16 protein-coding genes and 3 pseudogenes are annotated in these 15,082 nt (G+C 68.8%); 3 read left to right on the top strand and 16 right to left on the bottom strand.

Annotated features, from left to right (window positions below):
* Positions 1-52 precede the first annotated feature (52 nt).
* The 7 genes and pseudogenes from ACWD5Q_RS14730 to ACWD5Q_RS14700 all read right to left on the bottom strand — a co-directional run.
* The gene (locus ACWD5Q_RS14730) at positions 53-820 is read right to left on the bottom strand and encodes a hypothetical protein (protein ID WP_451427351.1); all 768 of its coding nucleotides are present in this window, start codon (positions 818-820) and stop codon (positions 53-55) included.
* A 261-nt stretch (positions 821-1,081) separates the two neighbouring features.
* Complete coding sequence (locus tag ACWD5Q_RS14725; protein ID WP_451427350.1) at positions 1,082-1,306, bottom strand: hypothetical protein; 225 nt, start codon at positions 1,304-1,306, stop codon at positions 1,082-1,084.
* A 36-nt stretch (positions 1,307-1,342) separates the two neighbouring features.
* Positions 1,343-2,011: a response regulator gene (locus tag ACWD5Q_RS14720; protein WP_451427349.1), complete on the bottom strand. Its 669-nt coding sequence runs from the start codon at positions 2,009-2,011 to the stop codon at positions 1,343-1,345.
* Positions 2,008-3,291 carry a sensor histidine kinase gene (locus ACWD5Q_RS14715; protein ID WP_451427367.1) on the bottom strand — a complete coding sequence of 428 codons (1,284 nt, stop codon included), beginning with the start codon at positions 3,289-3,291 and terminating at the stop codon, positions 2,008-2,010. The genes ACWD5Q_RS14720 and ACWD5Q_RS14715 overlap by 4 nt, the downstream gene beginning before the upstream one ends.
* Positions 3,292-3,325: 34 nt before the next feature.
* Positions 3,326-4,177 (bottom strand): ABC transporter permease, encoded by an 852-nt coding sequence (locus tag ACWD5Q_RS14710; RefSeq protein ID WP_451427348.1) that lies wholly within the window; start codon positions 4,175-4,177, stop codon positions 3,326-3,328.
* On the bottom strand, positions 4,174-5,112 hold the full coding sequence (locus ACWD5Q_RS14705; RefSeq protein WP_451427347.1) for an ATP-binding cassette domain-containing protein: 939 nt from the start codon (positions 5,110-5,112) through the stop codon (positions 4,174-4,176). Before ACWD5Q_RS14705 ends, ACWD5Q_RS14710 begins: the two co-directional genes overlap by 4 nt.
* Positions 5,113-5,342: 230 nt before the next feature.
* Positions 5,343-5,462 (bottom strand): annotated as a pseudogene (locus tag ACWD5Q_RS14700) (VapC toxin family PIN domain ribonuclease); the annotation flags it as partial.
* Between ACWD5Q_RS14700 and ACWD5Q_RS14695 the strand changes: the two are divergent.
* Positions 5,463-5,790, top strand: a pseudogene (locus ACWD5Q_RS14695) (AraC family transcriptional regulator); the annotation flags it as partial.
* A gap of 65 nt (positions 5,791-5,855) precedes the next feature.
* Here the strand turns inward: ACWD5Q_RS14695 and ACWD5Q_RS14690 are convergent.
* The 9 genes and pseudogenes from ACWD5Q_RS14690 to ACWD5Q_RS14650 all read right to left on the bottom strand — a co-directional run.
* A pseudogene (locus ACWD5Q_RS14690) lies at positions 5,856-5,966 on the bottom strand (IS6 family transposase); the annotation flags it as partial.
* A gap of 185 nt (positions 5,967-6,151) precedes the next feature.
* The gene (locus tag ACWD5Q_RS14685; RefSeq protein WP_451427346.1) at positions 6,152-7,138 is read right to left on the bottom strand and encodes a carbohydrate kinase family protein; all 987 of its coding nucleotides are present in this window, start codon (positions 7,136-7,138) and stop codon (positions 6,152-6,154) included.
* Positions 7,132-8,340: a BtpA/SgcQ family protein gene (locus tag ACWD5Q_RS14680; protein ID WP_451427345.1), complete on the bottom strand. Its 1,209-nt coding sequence runs from the start codon at positions 8,338-8,340 to the stop codon at positions 7,132-7,134. The genes ACWD5Q_RS14685 and ACWD5Q_RS14680 overlap by 7 nt, the downstream gene beginning before the upstream one ends.
* Positions 8,341-8,441: 101 nt before the next feature.
* Positions 8,442-9,179 (bottom strand): GntR family transcriptional regulator, encoded by a 738-nt coding sequence (locus ACWD5Q_RS14675; protein WP_451427344.1) that lies wholly within the window; start codon positions 9,177-9,179, stop codon positions 8,442-8,444.
* Between the two features lie 28 nt (positions 9,180-9,207).
* The gene (locus ACWD5Q_RS14670; RefSeq protein ID WP_451427343.1) at positions 9,208-10,161 is read right to left on the bottom strand and encodes an ABC transporter substrate-binding protein; all 954 of its coding nucleotides are present in this window, start codon (positions 10,159-10,161) and stop codon (positions 9,208-9,210) included.
* A gap of 37 nt (positions 10,162-10,198) precedes the next feature.
* A complete protein-coding gene (locus ACWD5Q_RS14665; RefSeq protein ID WP_451427342.1) occupies positions 10,199-10,978 on the bottom strand; it encodes an amino acid ABC transporter ATP-binding protein in 780 nt (259 codons plus the stop codon).
* Positions 10,975-11,847: an amino acid ABC transporter permease gene (locus ACWD5Q_RS14660; RefSeq protein ID WP_451427341.1), complete on the bottom strand. Its 873-nt coding sequence runs from the start codon at positions 11,845-11,847 to the stop codon at positions 10,975-10,977. Before ACWD5Q_RS14660 ends, ACWD5Q_RS14665 begins: the two co-directional genes overlap by 4 nt.
* 802 nt (positions 11,848-12,649) lie before the next feature.
* A complete protein-coding gene (locus ACWD5Q_RS14655; RefSeq protein WP_451427340.1) occupies positions 12,650-13,246 on the bottom strand; it encodes an SMI1/KNR4 family protein in 597 nt (198 codons plus the stop codon).
* An 83-nt stretch (positions 13,247-13,329) separates the two neighbouring features.
* On the bottom strand, positions 13,330-14,019 hold the full coding sequence (locus ACWD5Q_RS14650; protein WP_451427339.1) for a type 1 glutamine amidotransferase domain-containing protein: 690 nt from the start codon (positions 14,017-14,019) through the stop codon (positions 13,330-13,332).
* Between the two features lie 316 nt (positions 14,020-14,335).
* On the opposite strand from ACWD5Q_RS14650, the gene ACWD5Q_RS14645 reads away from it, so the two are divergent.
* Positions 14,336-14,551, top strand: coding sequence for a type II toxin-antitoxin system VapB family antitoxin (locus tag ACWD5Q_RS14645; protein WP_359489255.1), 216 nt, complete (start codon positions 14,336-14,338; stop codon positions 14,549-14,551).
* Positions 14,548-14,970 (top strand): PIN domain-containing protein, encoded by a 423-nt coding sequence (locus tag ACWD5Q_RS14640; protein WP_451427338.1) that lies wholly within the window; start codon positions 14,548-14,550, stop codon positions 14,968-14,970. Before ACWD5Q_RS14645 ends, ACWD5Q_RS14640 begins: the two co-directional genes overlap by 4 nt.
* Positions 14,971-15,082: the final 112 nt, after the last annotated feature.

The raw sequence follows: 15,082 nt of genomic DNA, 5'->3' as shown, positions 1-15,082 counted from the left end.
TTGCTACCTGCGTATGGATTCCTCGTCCGCCGCGTCACGCTTGATACCACTGTCAGTAGCGGTGGCCGGGCCAGTGTGGATCCGTCCAGCGGTCCTCGCCGGTGAGTCCGAGCAGCCGTATCCGGTGCTGCAGATCCGCCGATGCGCCCGACTCGCGGAGCCGCACCGCAGCGTGGCCGAGGAGCCAGGCGACCAGTTCGGCACGCATCTCCTCCTCGTCGTGCTTGTACCAGCCGACGCTCCACGGCAGGCCGTCTCCCAGGAGCTCGTACTCCCATTCCGCGACCGCCTCGGCGAGACGTCGGTCGCTGAGGTACCCGGTCTGCTTCTCCCAGTCGGCAAGCCAAGGGCCGAGCGTTCCTGACGCCTCGGCACACATCACGAAGACCTGATGCGCCGGGACGGCGGCATCCGGATGGGTGAGGCTCTGCGCCCACCAGGCGTGCAGAAACTCGCGTACCGGATCGGCGTGATCATCGGGCCACTGCTGCCAGCGGCCGCGGGCGAAGGAGTATCCGGCCTCTTCCAGTCCGAACAGGGGCTCCGCGCGCCCGGCGACCAGGACCCTGGCGAACTGCGGCAGGATGCGGCGCAGCACGGCCGCGTGATCGGTCCAGTCGATGGCTTGCCAGGTCCGGCGCAGGAGGTCCGGTTCCAGTTCGACGTCCGGTGTCTTCAGAAGGGAGAGCTCCTGCGAACTGCCCCAGTGACATTCGCAGTTGTGCTCGTCCGGATGTGCTGTCATGCCGCGGAAGGTGACGGAGAGGTGGTCCAGAGCGGCGCCGAGACGGCGGCGTGCGGGATTGTCGGCGAGATGCATGAGGTACCCGGCCTTCAAGGACTCCGTACGGCTTCCGCCGGCCGAAGATCGCCACTTTACCCGGTGAGGCGGGCCTCGCACCGGCCGCCCTGGGATGGGTGCGGACCGCGGTGAGCCACGGCGACGGGTGAAGAACGCTAAGCCCTCGCCTGCCGGCGATGCCCTCTGGGTCACGACCGACCAGCCGAGGAAGCCTCGGCGGCCACCCCGCTCGTCGTTTCGCCGAGCGGACCAGCCCGTGCCAGAACGCCGGGGCACGGCTCAGTGCTTGTCGACCGCCGAGGCCCAGTCGAGGTTCACGCCCATGTCGGAGTACATCTTCGTGCAGCCGACGAAGCAGTTGAACTTCTCGACCTTGCCGTTGTGCAGGTACCAGAAGTCGGCGGTCGGCGCGTCGACCTTCGCGCCGGTCGGCTTGACGGTGCCCGCCGGCGTCTGAAGCGGCCCCTCGAACGTGCCCTGGATCGACAGCTCGATGCTGACCACGTCGCCGTTCACGGTGATGCGCGCCGAACCCGCCGCTCAGGCCGAGTGAGGTCGGGCCAGGCCGTGGTCGTAGGCGAAGATCACCGCCTGGATGCGGTCGCGGGCGCCGATCTTGGACAGGACGCGGCCGACGTGCGTCTTCACCGTGGACTCCGACAGGACGAAATGCGTGGCGATCTCGCCGTTGGTCCAGCCCTTGCCGATGGCGACGAGAATCTCCCGTTCGCGGTCGGTGAGGGAACTCAGGCGCGGATCCTCGGCGGAGCCGTCGCCGCCGGATGGCACGAGACGGGCGAATTCGTGCAGCAGGCGGCGGGTGAGTGCGGGCGCGATCACCGCGTCGCCGACGGCCACGGCGCGGATGCCGGCAAGGAGTTCCTCGGGGCGGGCGTCCTTGAGGAGGAAGCCGCTGGCTCCGGCACGCAGGGCTGCATGGACGTACTCGTCCAGGTCGAACGTGGTGAGTACCAGGACGCGGGAACGGTCGCCGGCGGCGACGATACGGCGCGTGGCCTCGATGCCGTCCATGCCCGGCATGCGTACGTCCATGAGGACGACATCCGGGCGGAGTTCAGCGGCCTTGCGCACGGCTTCGGCTCCGTGTGCCGCCTCCCCGACCACCTCCGTCTCGGGTACGGAGTCCAGAAGCATGCGAAAGCCGTACCGCTGAAGCGGCTGGTCGTCCACGACGAGCACGGTGGTCACCGGGCACCGCCCCGGGGAGCGAGGTCGAGAGCGGCGCGGACCGTCCATCCCGTGCCCGAGGGACCCGCGCTGACGTGTCCGCCGTAGAGAGCTGCTCGTTCTCGCATGCCCACCAGGCCATGTCCTTCCTCGTTCGCCGTACGGAGATGGTCGGCCGGTGCAGGGGGCCCGGAGTCCTGGACGGTGATGGTCAGCCGTGTGTCCTCCACGACGATCGCCAGGTTCGCACGGGCACCCGCGCCGGCGTGTTTGAGGGTGTTGGTCAGGGCCTCCTGCACGATGCGGTAGACCGTGAGCTGCACCCCGCTGTCGAGGGCGTCGACGTCACCGGCCGTACGGTAGACGACGTCCAGGCCTGCGGCGCCGACACCCTCGCACAGCGCGTCGATGTCCGCGAGACCGGGCTGCGGGCTCAGCTCGGGCTCGCCCCGCGGGCCGTCCGCCTCGCGCAGCACGCCGAGCACCCGGCGCAGTTCGCTCAGAGCCTGACGGCCGCTGTCGCCGATGAGGTGCAGGGCCTCCCTGCCCCGCTCCGGAGCGACGGCAGCGGCGTAGGCACCCGCGTCGGCGAGGGTGATGATGACGGACAGGTTGTGGCCGACGATGTCGTGCATCTCGCGAGCCACCCGCACCCGCTCGGCCGCGACGGCGAGCCTGCCCCGCTGGTCGCGTTCGATCTCCAGTCGGGCCGCGCGGTCCCGCAGCCCGGCCAGCTGGGCCCGCCGGATGCGGATCATCAGGCCGAGGGCGAGGGCCGCGGTAGCCGTGCTGAGCAGGAAGAAGAGCGCGTCCCAGACCGACACCGCCGCCGAGACGCGCGCCGCGACCAGGCCCAGCGCACCCGCCATGACGGCACAGGCCCACGGCAGCTGCCGTAGCCGCCCGTGCAGGGCCAGGCTGTACAGGGCGACGAAGAGGGCGACGTCCGCACGGAGTGCGGCGCCGAGGGACCACTGGACCATGAACACGGCCGTGATGGCGCCGAAGGCCATGGCGGGCGCCCGCCGCCGCCACAGCAGCGGCAGCACGAGCCCGGCCTGCAGGGCCAGCATCCCGACCATGGGCAGCCGGGTGAACACAAGGCGGAAGCGGCGCGGGCCGTCGCCGTCCCCATCGGCCCCGTGCAGCAGGTCCGGCAGGCAGAACATCAGGAAGACCAGCACCACCACCGCGGTGTCCAGCACCCACGGCCGGGCCTGGTCGGCGTGCCTGAGCCGCTGGCCGGCCCGGCCGAGCCGGGCGACCAGCGGCCCCATCCCGCTGAGATCATCAGTGGTCACTGCGTTCACAGGCCCATGATGCGGGTGCCGTTGCTCAGACGTCGCTGCGCAGCAGCCGGTACGCCGCCCCCGCGAGCGCCAGTGCCGTCCAGCCGAGGAAGACCAGGAGCCCGGCGGAGGGCGACAGGGTGGTGGAGTCATGCGTCAGCGCGAAGATCGACTCACCCGCGTGGCTGGGCAGGTAGGGGTCGATGTCGCCCTGCCACGAGGTGGGCAGCAGGGAGACCAGTCCCGGCACCAGCATGAGGGCGGCGACCAGGACCGAGATGCCGCCGGCGACGGACCGCAACAGCGCCCCGAGGGCGGTGCCGATCACGCCGACCAGGCCGAGGTAGAGCCCGGCACCCAGCAAGCTGCGTACGACGCCGGCGTGACCGAGGCCCATGGCAGCGGGCGTACCGGACACGATCTGGCTGCCGACGAGGAAGGCGATGAACGCGCCGACGGTCGCGATCACCAGGGCGACCAGTCCGTACACGGCTGCCTTCGACCACAGCACGGGCAGCCGGCGCGGTACGGCTGCGAGGGTGGAGCGGATCATGCCGGTGGAGTACTCGCCCGCCGTGACCAGGACACCGAGCACGCCGAGTGCGAGCTGGGCGAAGTTCGTACCGAAGAGGGACAGGCTCACCGCCGTCGCGGAGGCGAAGTCGCGGTCCATGTGCCGGCCGGAGTCGACATTGGACTTGTAGTGGCTCGCGGCGATGACACCGAAGGCCACGAGGAACAGCAGGCCCAGGCCGAGAGTGATCCAGGTGGAACGCAGGGACCAGAGCTTGGCCCACTCCGACGCCAGCACGCGCCGGCCGGTCACCTTGTACGCGGGGCGGGCCGGTGCGGCCGGGGCGGCCTCGGGAGTCTGAGGTGTGGCCGTGAGGGTGCTCATGCCGCGCTCCCGGAGGTGTCGGTGCCGGTCGTGGAACCGTGGTACTCCACGGCGTCCCTGGTCAGTTCCATGAATGCCTCCTCCAGCGACACCGCCTTCGAGGTCAGCTCGAACAGCGGGATCCCGTGCTCAGCCGCCTTCAGCCCGATCTCCCGGGCGGTCACCCCGGTGACCTGCAGTTCCTCGCTGCCGACCCGGCCGGTGATCTCCACACCCGGCCCGGCCAGCACGTCCCGCAGCCGTGCGGGATCCTGCGTGGCGACCTGCACGACGTCGCCACCCGCCTCACGGACCAGGTCCCCTACGGTCGTGTCGGCCAGCAACCGGCCCCGGCCGACGATGATCAGGTGGTCCGCCACCAGCGCCACCTCGCTCATCAGGTGCGAGGAGACGAACACCGTCCGTCCCTCGGCGGCGAGCGACGTCAGCAGATTGCGGATCCAGAGCACGCCCTCGGGGTCCAGTCCGTTCACGGGCTCGTCCAGCATCACCGTCTGCGGATCGCCCAGCAGCGCGGCCGCGATGCCGAGCCGCTGCCCCATGCCGAGAGAGAAGGCACCTGCCCGCTTCTTCGCGACACTGCCGAGACCGGCGAGCTCGATGACCTCGTCGACCCGGCGGCGCGGAATGCCGTGGGTCAGCGCGAGCGCACGGAGGTGGTTGTAGGCCGAGCGGCCCGGGTGTATCGACTTCGCCTCCAGGAGCGCCCCGACCTCCTGCAGCGGCGCCTGGTGACGGTCGTAGCGCCGGCCGTTCACCGTGACGGAGCCGCTCGTCGGCGCGTCGAGCCCGACGATCATGCGCATCGTTGTGGACTTGCCCGCTCCGTTGGGGCCGAGGAATCCCGTCACCGCACCCGGCTTCACGGTGAAGTCCAGACCGTCGACGGCCGTCTTCTCCCCGTACCTCTTGGTGAGCTGCTGTGCCTCGATCATTCGCGTTCTCTCTCTCGGACTCCGGCGCCCGGCACGCCCGACGCCTCCTCCGCCACGCTAAGACCGCGATCTCCCGGATCCGGTGGTACCAGGGACTGAACACTGCCGGGCGGGTGGTACCGGGGTACTACGGCTCCGGCGGCCTCGCCGGCCGGGGCGGCGGCGGCGGGGGCATGACCGGGCAAGCGGCAGGTCAACAGCGCTGGAAGCTCGGCAGCGGGAGGCTCGCATCAGAGCGGCAGGTCATCGGGCAGCACCCGGAACGCCTTGTGGCGGCCCAGCGGCCGTACGGCGCGGAAGTCGCGTCGGTCAAGGGTGAGGATCGCGTCGGTGTCATAGTCGGCGGCCAGATCGCCGATGACCGGCTGATCTCCAGGCTGCTGCTCGCCCGGCTGGGGTTGCTGGACGGCATACCGGCATGCACTGACAGGAAGAGCCGGCCCTTCGCCGAAGCCTGCGACGTCACCGTGCTGGACGCGCCGTTCCACGCCGAGGGGAACATCGCTACGGCGGGCGGTTGCCTCGTCCCAGTATCTCGCCACGTGGGTGATCACCCGCATGCTCGGGGAGAGTGCCGCGCGCGACGTCATCGATTACGTGGCTCCGGTCGGCGAAAACCGGGAGACCGTCGAGCGCGCACTGAGTGCCGTCCACGCGGGCGAGGTTGCGCTGCGCTGACGCCCCGCGATCAGCCGCGCCACGACGATTTTCAAGACCACCCTGGCCCGACGGCCCTGACGGCAGTCCGATACCTCGCGGAACGTCAGCGGGAAGCGGAAGCACAGCCACACGCAGTGGGAGATCACCTCGATCGGGTACCGATGCCCCTTGTGCGACGGCGACGCACTTTCCAGGGACGGCTTCCCCTCCAGCATGACCAATCCGAAGATCATCCTGCGCCATCAGTCAACGTGACAGCGTCCCCGTGCCGCGCTTCAGGGCCACGGGCGTATCCGGACCGGTACGCGACAGCGCTGCCCGCGTCGCGCCGGACCTGCGGTGGTCCGGCACGACGCGGGCAGGCGGCGTTCGGACGCCGCTACGGCGAGGTCGTACCCGCGCCGGCGGTGAAACAGGTGAACTCCGCGGGGGAGCCGAGCCGGTGCTCCACCATGAACGCCACCACCTCCTGCGCCGGTGCGACGCCCCCCTGAGGCCCCATGACGGTGACCGATCGCGTGGCCGCGGCGTTGGCGAACCGGGCGACCAGTTCCAGGTCCTCGGTGCAGCCGAGTCCGAAGACGAACGAGCTGCCGAAAGTGTCACCGGCCCCGGTGACGTCGACCGGATCCACGGCGACGCCGGGGATCCGCAGCGCCTGGGAAGCGGTGTGCACCGTGCATCCGTCCGCGCCGTGGGTCACCACGAGGATGCCGATGCCGAGCGCCAGGAACTCCGCGACGGCGTCGCTCTCGGTTCTCCCGCCTCGGTGTGCGGCGAAGCCGACGTCGTTGACGAAGACCACGTCGGCCAGGGCCAGGTATTCGCTGTCCGCCGGGTCGGTCCGGTTGACGTCCAGGTCGAAGGCGAGCCGGGTACCGTTCTGCTTCATCAGGCGGAGCACGTCGGCGGGGCCGGCCTCGCTGCCCGGCAGCCGCAGCCGCTTCACCTGGGAGACCGTGGAGTAGACGAACGAGGCCGCTTGGACATCGGCGAGCAGGCCGGGGCTGACCGCGATGGTGTACTCGCCCAGTTCGGGGATGAACACCGTGTGCTCACCGTCCACGAGGAAGATCAGAGTTCTGGAGTCCGCGAGGGAGTCGTCGGTGAGCAGGTGGGCGGTCCCGACGCCGGCCTGCTCCAGCCCGCGCCGGAGCGTGTCGCTGACCGCCCCGGAGTTGAGCACCGACACCATCTCGGCCGCCGCCCCGTAACGCGCGTACACGCACGCGGCATTGGCGATCATGCCACCGATCCGGGGCGGCAGCGCTTCGACGTCGAGCTTGTCCCGCAGCCCGGGCCATCGATCGGCCCGGAAGTACTCGTCGAGAGCGACATCACCGATGAAGACGGCACGGTTCAGCACGAGACCGCGACCGATCCGCCGGTGATCTCGACCCACGGGCTGGACACGCCGTCGATCGAGGTGGCCATCCAGTAGTAGTGCGCGGGTCCCTCCACTCCGTGGCAGGCGTCGTGCCAGGTGCCAGGTTTGAGCACCGCGACCTCGCCGGGCGACAGAATGACCGCACGCACGTCCTCGGCCGCGGGGGCGTCCGCCTCGGTGGGAGCCGCAACCGGCAGGACGACCGGCGAGGCCATGCAGAGGATCGCCTCCTCGGTGTACAGGTGCCGCTCCATGCGCCGGGTCACGAAGGGGGCGCCGGAACCGAGCGTCATGCCGAGGTGACCGGGGGCGCGCAGCAGCGGGCGCCGGGTCATCACGTCCTGCCAGCCGTCACCGCTGGACTCGACGGTGGAGGGGCCTTCGCCGGTCAGCCGGGTGATCTCGCCGTAGGGGGAGAAGTCGATCTCGGCGGCGGGAACCGCGCGGATCGCCACGAGGTCCCGTCCGGCACGGATCGCCTGGACGCTGTCCATGAGCCGGCGGATGTAAGCCGCCTCCATGACCGCGTCGTCGCGGTGGCCCTGCTTGAAGAAACTGCCCACGATGGCCCCGTCGGCGGATGCCAGCTGCGCGAACACATTGGTGTCGGTGATGCCCGCGCCGACGATCAGCGGGAAGTCCGGTCCAAGTAGTGCCCGGAACTCCTCGATCTTGTCCAGGCCGGTCTCCACTCCGGTGCCCGGGCCGGTGACGACGACCGCGTCGCAGCGGGTGACGGCGATGGCCAGATCCTCTGCCAGGGTGCGGCCGGAACGGTAGGGCTGGTACTTGAAGCGCACTCCGCCGAGCACGTGGACGCCGGTGCGCTCGCGCAGTTCCTGGAGCTCCGCGGCGAACGCCTCGTCCTCGTCCGGTGTCAGGTGGCCGGCGACCGAGTCGAGCTGCACGAACCGCGCCCCGTAGCGTCCCGCGAACTCGAAGGAGAGCCGGTGGTCGCGCAGCATGTTGACGCCGTACACCAGGTCCGGCCGCTCCGCGGCGAGGTATTTCAGCACCTCTTCCGCCACCTCGGTGGAGCCGAAGTAGTCCTCGACGACGAGTGCGTCCACGCCGCCGGCGACGAGCAGGTCGATCTCGGTGCGGGCGACCTCCAGCTTGTCCTGCGCGCTCTCGCCCCGCAGGTGGAGCATGCCCAGGACGGGCTTGCCGTCCGGGAACATGGAAAGAAATGACGAACTGCTGGTAACGCTCACAAAACCCTCTCAGTGTCCCGACCGGTCGTCGAGAAGCGTCCGGTCCGCCGCCGGCCCTGGCCAAGTGGTCAGGATTCCGGTGCGTCCTCCCGTGAATTGATACTCGCGACGATGCGCAGGGCCGCCCGGGGGGAATAGACGACGCTGGTCTGTTCGATCTTCGTTTCGCGCGAGTCGTAGATCAGTCCGTCGACCTTCATCAGGCAGTGGACGGAATCCTCGATGCCGAGAATCTCCCGGGTGGCCGCGTCAGGTGACAAGGTGCCGATCGTCATCTCACTGCGCCACGGCCAGACGTCGTACTCCTCACGCAGGATCCGGTACAGCGAGTCCGCGCCGAAGTCGTGGTTCTGCAGGCCTGGGAACATCCTGAGCGACAGCAGGGAGGTGTCCAAATGCAGACACGTCGCTGCGCCCTCACCTGCGATCCCGCGTGCCCGGACGAGCCGCAGCATCGGCTCCCCGTCCTGTTCGGTCTCCACCTGCTCCACGACGCGCGACACCGGGCGCTCGTGCCGGCTGCGCGCGTAGTCGGTGAAGCTGCCGAAGTTCCAGACGCTGTAATTCAACGGCGCGAAGCGCACGAATGTACCCTTTCCGCGCACCTGCTGCACCAAGCCGTCGTTGACCAGCAGCGCGATCGCGTTCCGCACCGTTCCCCGGGTGGTGCCGAAAATCTGCTGAAGTTCGGGCTCCGAGGGGATGGTTGCGCCGTTCTCGTACTCGCCCGCGAGAATCCTCGTTCTGAGCGACCGGTACATCTGAACGTACAGCGGCGTGGGATCATGCTTGTCGAGCGTGGCCATCGAGCGTCTCCGCGAACCTGATTGAGTGTCACTTACCCTGGTTGAGGGTGAAAGCCGGCACAGCCGAGCTCTCCAGACCATACTTCTTGAGAATGTTCACGTAAGTGCCGTCCTGCTGAAGGGCCTTCAGTGCTGCCAGCACCGCGTCCCGCAGCTGGCTCTGTCCCTTGGCGAAGCCGACGCCGTAGTACCCGGTGTTGTAGGGCTCCCCGACCTTGCCCCACTTGCCGGGCTGGGCGGCCTGGAGGTCTCCGACGCCCTCCATGCCGATCATCGACGCCTGGGCGCGGCCCTGCTGGATCTGGAGCAGTTCCTCGGACAGCGACGGCACAACGACCTGCGCGATCGGGGCCTTGCCGGCGCACTCGGCGGCGCTGACGTCCTTCACGGTCTGGATCCAGGCCGTCCCGGTCGCCACCGCCACGGTCTTTCCGCACAGGTCGGCAGGGGTCTTGATGGAGTCGGCCAGCGACTTCGGGACGAAGAACTGGTCGCCCGTCTTGAAGTAGTCGATGAAGTCGAGCGCGCTCTGGCGCTTGGTCAGGTCGCTGAAGGCGGTCCAGATCATGTTGGCGCGGTGCGTCGTGGTCGACGGCATGAGCTGCTCGAACTGCACGTTCTGGAACTCGGTCTTCACCCCGAGCTTCGCCCCGACCGCTTTGGCCAGGTCGATGTCCGCGCCCTTCAGCTCGGTCGAACCCGGGTCCGAGTACTCCATGGGCTTGTAGGCGAGACTGATCGCGACGTTCAGGGTGCCGGCCGACGCGATGTCCTTGGGGAGCATGGCGGCCAGTGCGGGGTCCTTGCTCTGGGCCGGCCCCGCATTGGCGGAGGACCCGGAGCCGCTGCCGACGGCGTCCTTGCTGCCGTCGCCGCTGCTGCCGCAGGCCGCCACGGCGGTCACGGCGAAGGCGACCAGCGCGGCCGAGGCCGCCTGGCGGCCTCGGCGTCCGGCCCACGACGGCATGGACGAGGTGCTCATTATTGCCTCCAGGGGTGGGTGATCCGGTGGGGGACCGTCAGTTCAGGACTCGGGAGAGGAAGGAGCGGACCCGCTCGTCCGCGGGATCGGTGAGGACCTCGTCAGGCCGCCCGGCCTCACGGACCTTGCCGTCGATCATGACGACGACGCGGTCGGCGACCTCCCGGGCGAAGCCGATCTCGTGCGTGACGACGACCATCGTCATGCCGTCCCGGGCCAGGTCCCGCATCACCGCCAGGACCTCGCCGACCAATTCGGGGTCGAGCGCCGACGTGGGCTCGTCGAAGAGCATCAGCCGGGGTTCCATCGCCAGTGCGCGGGCGATGGCCACCCGCTGCTGCTGCCCGCCGGACAGTTGGGCGGGGTAGGCGTCGCACTTGTCGGCCAGCCCGACCTGGGCGAGCAGCCGACGTCCGCGATCGGCCGCCCGGCTGCGCGGCTCCTTGTTGACCAGCACCGGCGCATGGATGACATTCCCCAGCACCGTCATGTGCGGGAACAGGTTGAAGTGCTGGAACACCATGCCGATCGAGCGACGCTGCCGCTGCACCTTGCCTGGCGCCAGCTCGTGGAGCCGATCGTCGGCAAGCCGGTAGCCGATGATGTCGCCGTCGACGCACACCAGGCCGTCGTCGATGCGCTCCAGGTGGTTGAGGCATCGCAGCAAGGTGCTCTTGCCGCTACCCGACGGGCCGAGCAGGCACACCACCTCGCCCTCGGCGACGTCGAGATCGACGCCGCGCAGGACCTGCTGCCCGCCGTAGGACTTGTGCACGTTGATCGCGCGTACCATCGGCGCGACGCCGGACCCTGTCATGAGGTCACCGCCTTCTTGCTGCGGAGGGCGCGGTCCAGAACGGCGGCGACCGCCCGTTCCGCGAGGGTGCGTGGCCGGCCGCGGCGGCCGCCGCGGCCGATCCGGGCCTCCAGGAAGTACTGGGCGGTGCTCAGCACCGAGGTCGCGATCATGTACCAGATCGCGCACACGATCAGCAGCTCCATGACACGGCCGTTGACGAAGTAGATCTGCTGGGCCGAGTTGAGGACCTCGGTGTAGGAGATGACTGTCGCCAGTGAGGAGGTCTTCAGCATGCCGATCGCCTCGTTGCCGATCGGCGGGACGATGAGCCGAAGGGCCTGCGGCATCACGACCGTCCGCAGCGTCTGCAGCCGGGAGAGGCCGAGCGCGGACGCCGCCTCGGTCTGCCCCTCGTCCACCGAGCGGATGCCGGCGCGCACCACCTCGGTGAGGTAGGCGCCCTCGTTCACCCCGAGACCGAGTAGCGCGGCGACGAACGGCGTCACCACATGGACGGTCTGGCCGTGGTAGATCCCGGGGATCGAGATGACCGGGAAGACCAGTGCGATGTTGAACCACATCAGCAACTGCAGGATTGCCGGCGTGCCGCGGAACAGCCACACGTACAGCCAGGCCACCGCGCTGGTGACCGGGTTGGACGACAGTCGCATCACCGCGAAGACCACGCTGATCGCCAGCCCCAGCAGCATCGCCAGCGCCGAGATGATCAAGGTATGGACGAAACCGCTCAGCACGACCTTGGCGGCGAAGAACTCCCCGACCACGTGCCAGTCGATCTGCGCGTGGGCGAAGGCCATCCCCAGCGCGGCCAGCCCTGCCATGACCAGGAACGCCGAGACCCAGCGCAACGGGTGACGCAGACGCACCACCCGATAGCTTCGCCGAGTCGCGAACGCAACCTCTGCTTGTGTCGTCACTCGCGACTCCAAGTTGTACACACGTCTGGACAGGCAGAGGTTATGGTGCGCCCGACGGGCCGGTCAAGGGGTGATCAGATCGACTTGCCCGGCCAGAATTATTCGAATGAAAAGCCCATAAATGGGTGTAGCGCCGGGAAGGCGGAAAGTCTCTACAGGGCTGACCTTGAGTCAGCAAGTCGGCTGCCGGCGGGTGGAGGGGCACCGTTCCCCACGCAGACACCCGCGCCCGCTTCCGCTTCCCCTCCGCCGCGCATCAGCGCCCCTACGATGCGCCGCTACCGCACGGACCAGCACAGCGTTCAGCGGGGCCGGCGGCGGGTTCGGGTTCGCGGCGCGGTGCACTGCGATGTAGCCGCTCGGGGCTACAGAACGGGGAAGGCGTTCAAATTCCGGGCTGAGATAGCCTCCTGACCTGCGTAAACGTGCTGGTCGAGGGCGTTTGCGGGCAGGCGCTCCGCTCTGGTCGTCCTCGATCGGCGAATGTCTGGTGGTGCATTCGCGATGCGCTTGTCACGCTGCGTGAATTGGCCGATTGTCCGTGCTATCCGGTTGCACAGGGGCATGGACAACCTGGAGCTCCGCGCCGAAGCCGATGCCGTCCTGATCCGGGGATCAGAAACACGCACTGAAGGCGACGGCAGCGAACGTCGGTGTAGGCAGCAGTATGTGACGGAGTGTCGACGTCGGCACCGACGCTACGAACACAAGGCCGAGCACTTCCTCGCGTTCGCCGGCAGTGCTGCGGCTCTCATCTGCTGCCGTCGCCTGGTTCATGGACCCAGGAGATCTCAGGTCGGACTGTCGGCAGTGCCCAGGGCTCCAGGACGCCGCTCACCAGATCAGCCAGGAACTGAACCGCCCCACCGGTGTAGTGCCACCACTCACCATTGCGCGAGGCGACGGTGACCGTCCACTCCTGCGGCCCGATGGGACTGGTGGTCCACAAGAAGTAGTCCCCCTGGTTGGAGCTGGACCAGGGAAGCAGGCCGCCCGGCGCGGGGTAAGGATGCATCGGGACGGCCAAGTCGGCGTCCTCGCACCACTCGGCGACGATGTCCAGCTCTTCGTGGGCGTCTTGGACCCAGCCCGCCTCGGCACCCGGCGCCGGGCCGCCGACCAGCATGAAGTCACTCAGCTCGAACGCCGGGTACAGCTCGCAGAGGAGCTTGTAGTCAGCGGGCAGAGCCGTCCCCAACTCGCTCTCCAGCCGTGGCCAGTCGACACCCGGCGGTGTCTGCAGACGGTGGGCCACCAGGCCGGGCAGCGCCCGCTCGAGTTCCGCCACCGACTCGGCGGGGTCGGTCAGACGACAGCCCGGCGCCTGCGTGCCAACGAGATCGTCCACGCGAGCAGACTGCCACAACGGCACACCACCATCACACGCGCCCCGGGACAGCCACCGAAGGAAACGACGTCTTGCTCGGAGCCTCAGAGAACCTTGAGCAGGCGTTCCGCCAAGACGGATGCCGAGGCGGGGTTCTGTCCGGTGAACAGGTTGCGGTCCACCACCGTGTAGGGCTTCCACATCTCGCCCTTGGTGAAGTCGACGCCCATGTCGATGAGTTCGGTCTCGACCGTCCACCTGGCCCTCTGGGCGAGTCCGACCGCTTCCTCTTCCTCGTTCGTGAACGCGGTGACCCGGTAGCCGGCGAACGGCGACGTGCCGTGGATCCTGGTCGCCAGCATCGCCGCCGGGGCATGGCAGACGATGGCGAGCGGCTTACCGGAGGCGAGGGCCGCCGTCAGCAGCCGGCCGGCATCGGCGTCGACGCACAGATCCTCCATGGGCCCGTGGCCACCCGGAAGGTAGACGGCGTCGTAGTCCTCCAGGCGGGCATCCGCCAGTTGGATCGGTCGCCGCAGCACTTCCGCGGAGCGGATGATCGCCTCCAGATCGAGGGCGATCTGGGCGTTGCCGGCCATCTCGGGGCGCAGGCTCATCATGTCCACCGTGGGTACGACCCCGCGGGGGGTGGCGACGACGATCTCGTGGCCGGCCTCGGTGAGGGCCTTGTACGGGGCCGCGAACTCCTCGGCCCAGTAGCCCGTCGCGTGCCTGGTGCCGTCCTTGAGCGTCCAGTACGCCGTTCCAGTCATCACGAACAGCAGCTTCGCCATGGGACCGTCGCCTTCCCGTCCGGATCGATCCGACATGGTTCACGCACATCCCCTAGTCACAGCATGGTGTGTGCATGAATGATCCGCGAGGTGTGCGGTGCCGCCGGATCCGAAGAATCGACCTGAGCTGTAGTTTCCTTGAAAGACGCGCCGACCCCGGACCTGGGCCTTGTTGTTTTTACGCAGCGATCAGTGGTCGCGTGCCAGGTTCGTGCCAGACCCCTGATTGTGTGAGTCGCCGGGCCGGACGCCTGCGGCTCGCATAGATGAGCGTATATAATCGATGGCGCAATATATATACATGGAGGTGTAGCCGATGAGTCGCACCGTGATCGACCTCGATGACCAGCTGGTGGCAGAGGTGGCCCAGGCGCTTGGTACGAGCACCAAGAAGGAGACGGTGAACACCGCCCTGCGTGAAGTGCTGGAGAACCGACGCCGAGCGCTGGCGCTCACCCGGCTGCGCGCCGCCGCCGCAGAGGGCGCCTTTGACCTGGACCTCTTCGAGGACAAAGGCAACTACCGCCGGTGAACGCCGCGCAATATCTGATCGATACCAGCGCGCTTGCCCGCATGCTGCGCGGCGATGCCGAGCAGTACGGATGGGACCAGGCGGCCGCAGCCGGGCTCGTCGCCACCTGCCCCATCACCGAGCTGGAGTTCTTCTACAGCGCGCGCTCCGCCACCGACCGTGCAGAGGGCATGGAGAACCTGCGCCTGGTCTTCGGCTGGATACCGGTCGACGACCGCGCCTACGATCGCGCCTGGCAGGTCCAGGGGATTCTCACCCAGCGCGGACAGCACCGCAGCGCCGGAGCCGTCGACCTCGTCGTGGCCGCCACGGCCGAATTGCAAGGCCTGACCTTGCTGCACCGCGACCGGGACTTCGAGTGCATCGCCGCTGTCACCGGCCAGGCGCTCCAGTGGTACGGCCCGGAAGCCGGCAAGTGAGACCAGGCTTCCGGGAAGTCGCGACTGCCAGCCTTGACGGGAGCACCGGCCTCTCCCGAAGGACTCTGCACGGGCGTTCGTACGCGCGTGCGGTCACGCGGGGCGCCGTGCC

The organism is Streptomyces sp. NPDC002513, assembly GCF_053595355.1.
The sequence above is the reverse complement of the archived record's forward strand: the minus strand, read 5'-3'. Positions and strand labels throughout refer to the sequence as shown.

What these genes read in the sequence shown, in the direction of transcription:
- ACWD5Q_RS14665 (WP_451427342.1), bottom strand. Translation starts at nt 10,978, where the DNA reads ATGACAGGGTCCGGCGTCGCGCCGATGGTACGCGCGATCAACGTGCAC.
- ACWD5Q_RS14730 (WP_451427351.1), bottom strand. Translation starts at nt 820, where the DNA reads ATGCATCTCGCCGACAATCCCGCACGCCGCCGTCTCGGCGCCGCTCTG.
- ACWD5Q_RS14670 (WP_451427343.1), bottom strand. Translation starts at nt 10,161, where the DNA reads ATGAGCACCTCGTCCATGCCGTCGTGGGCCGGACGCCGAGGCCGCCAG.
- ACWD5Q_RS14680 (WP_451427345.1), bottom strand. Translation starts at nt 8,340, where the DNA reads ATGTTCCCGGACGGCAAGCCCGTCCTGGGCATGCTCCACCTGCGGGGC.
- ACWD5Q_RS14705 (WP_451427347.1), bottom strand. Translation starts at nt 5,112, where the DNA reads ATGATCGAGGCACAGCAGCTCACCAAGAGGTACGGGGAGAAGACGGCC.
- ACWD5Q_RS14710 (WP_451427348.1), bottom strand. Translation starts at nt 4,177, where the DNA reads ATGAGCACCCTCACGGCCACACCTCAGACTCCCGAGGCCGCCCCGGCC.
- ACWD5Q_RS14645 (WP_359489255.1), top strand. Translation starts at nt 14,336, where the DNA reads ATGAGTCGCACCGTGATCGACCTCGATGACCAGCTGGTGGCAGAGGTG.
- ACWD5Q_RS14650 (WP_451427339.1), bottom strand. Translation starts at nt 14,019, where the DNA reads ATGGCGAAGCTGCTGTTCGTGATGACTGGAACGGCGTACTGGACGCTC.
- ACWD5Q_RS14675 (WP_451427344.1), bottom strand. Translation starts at nt 9,179, where the DNA reads ATGGCCACGCTCGACAAGCATGATCCCACGCCGCTGTACGTTCAGATG.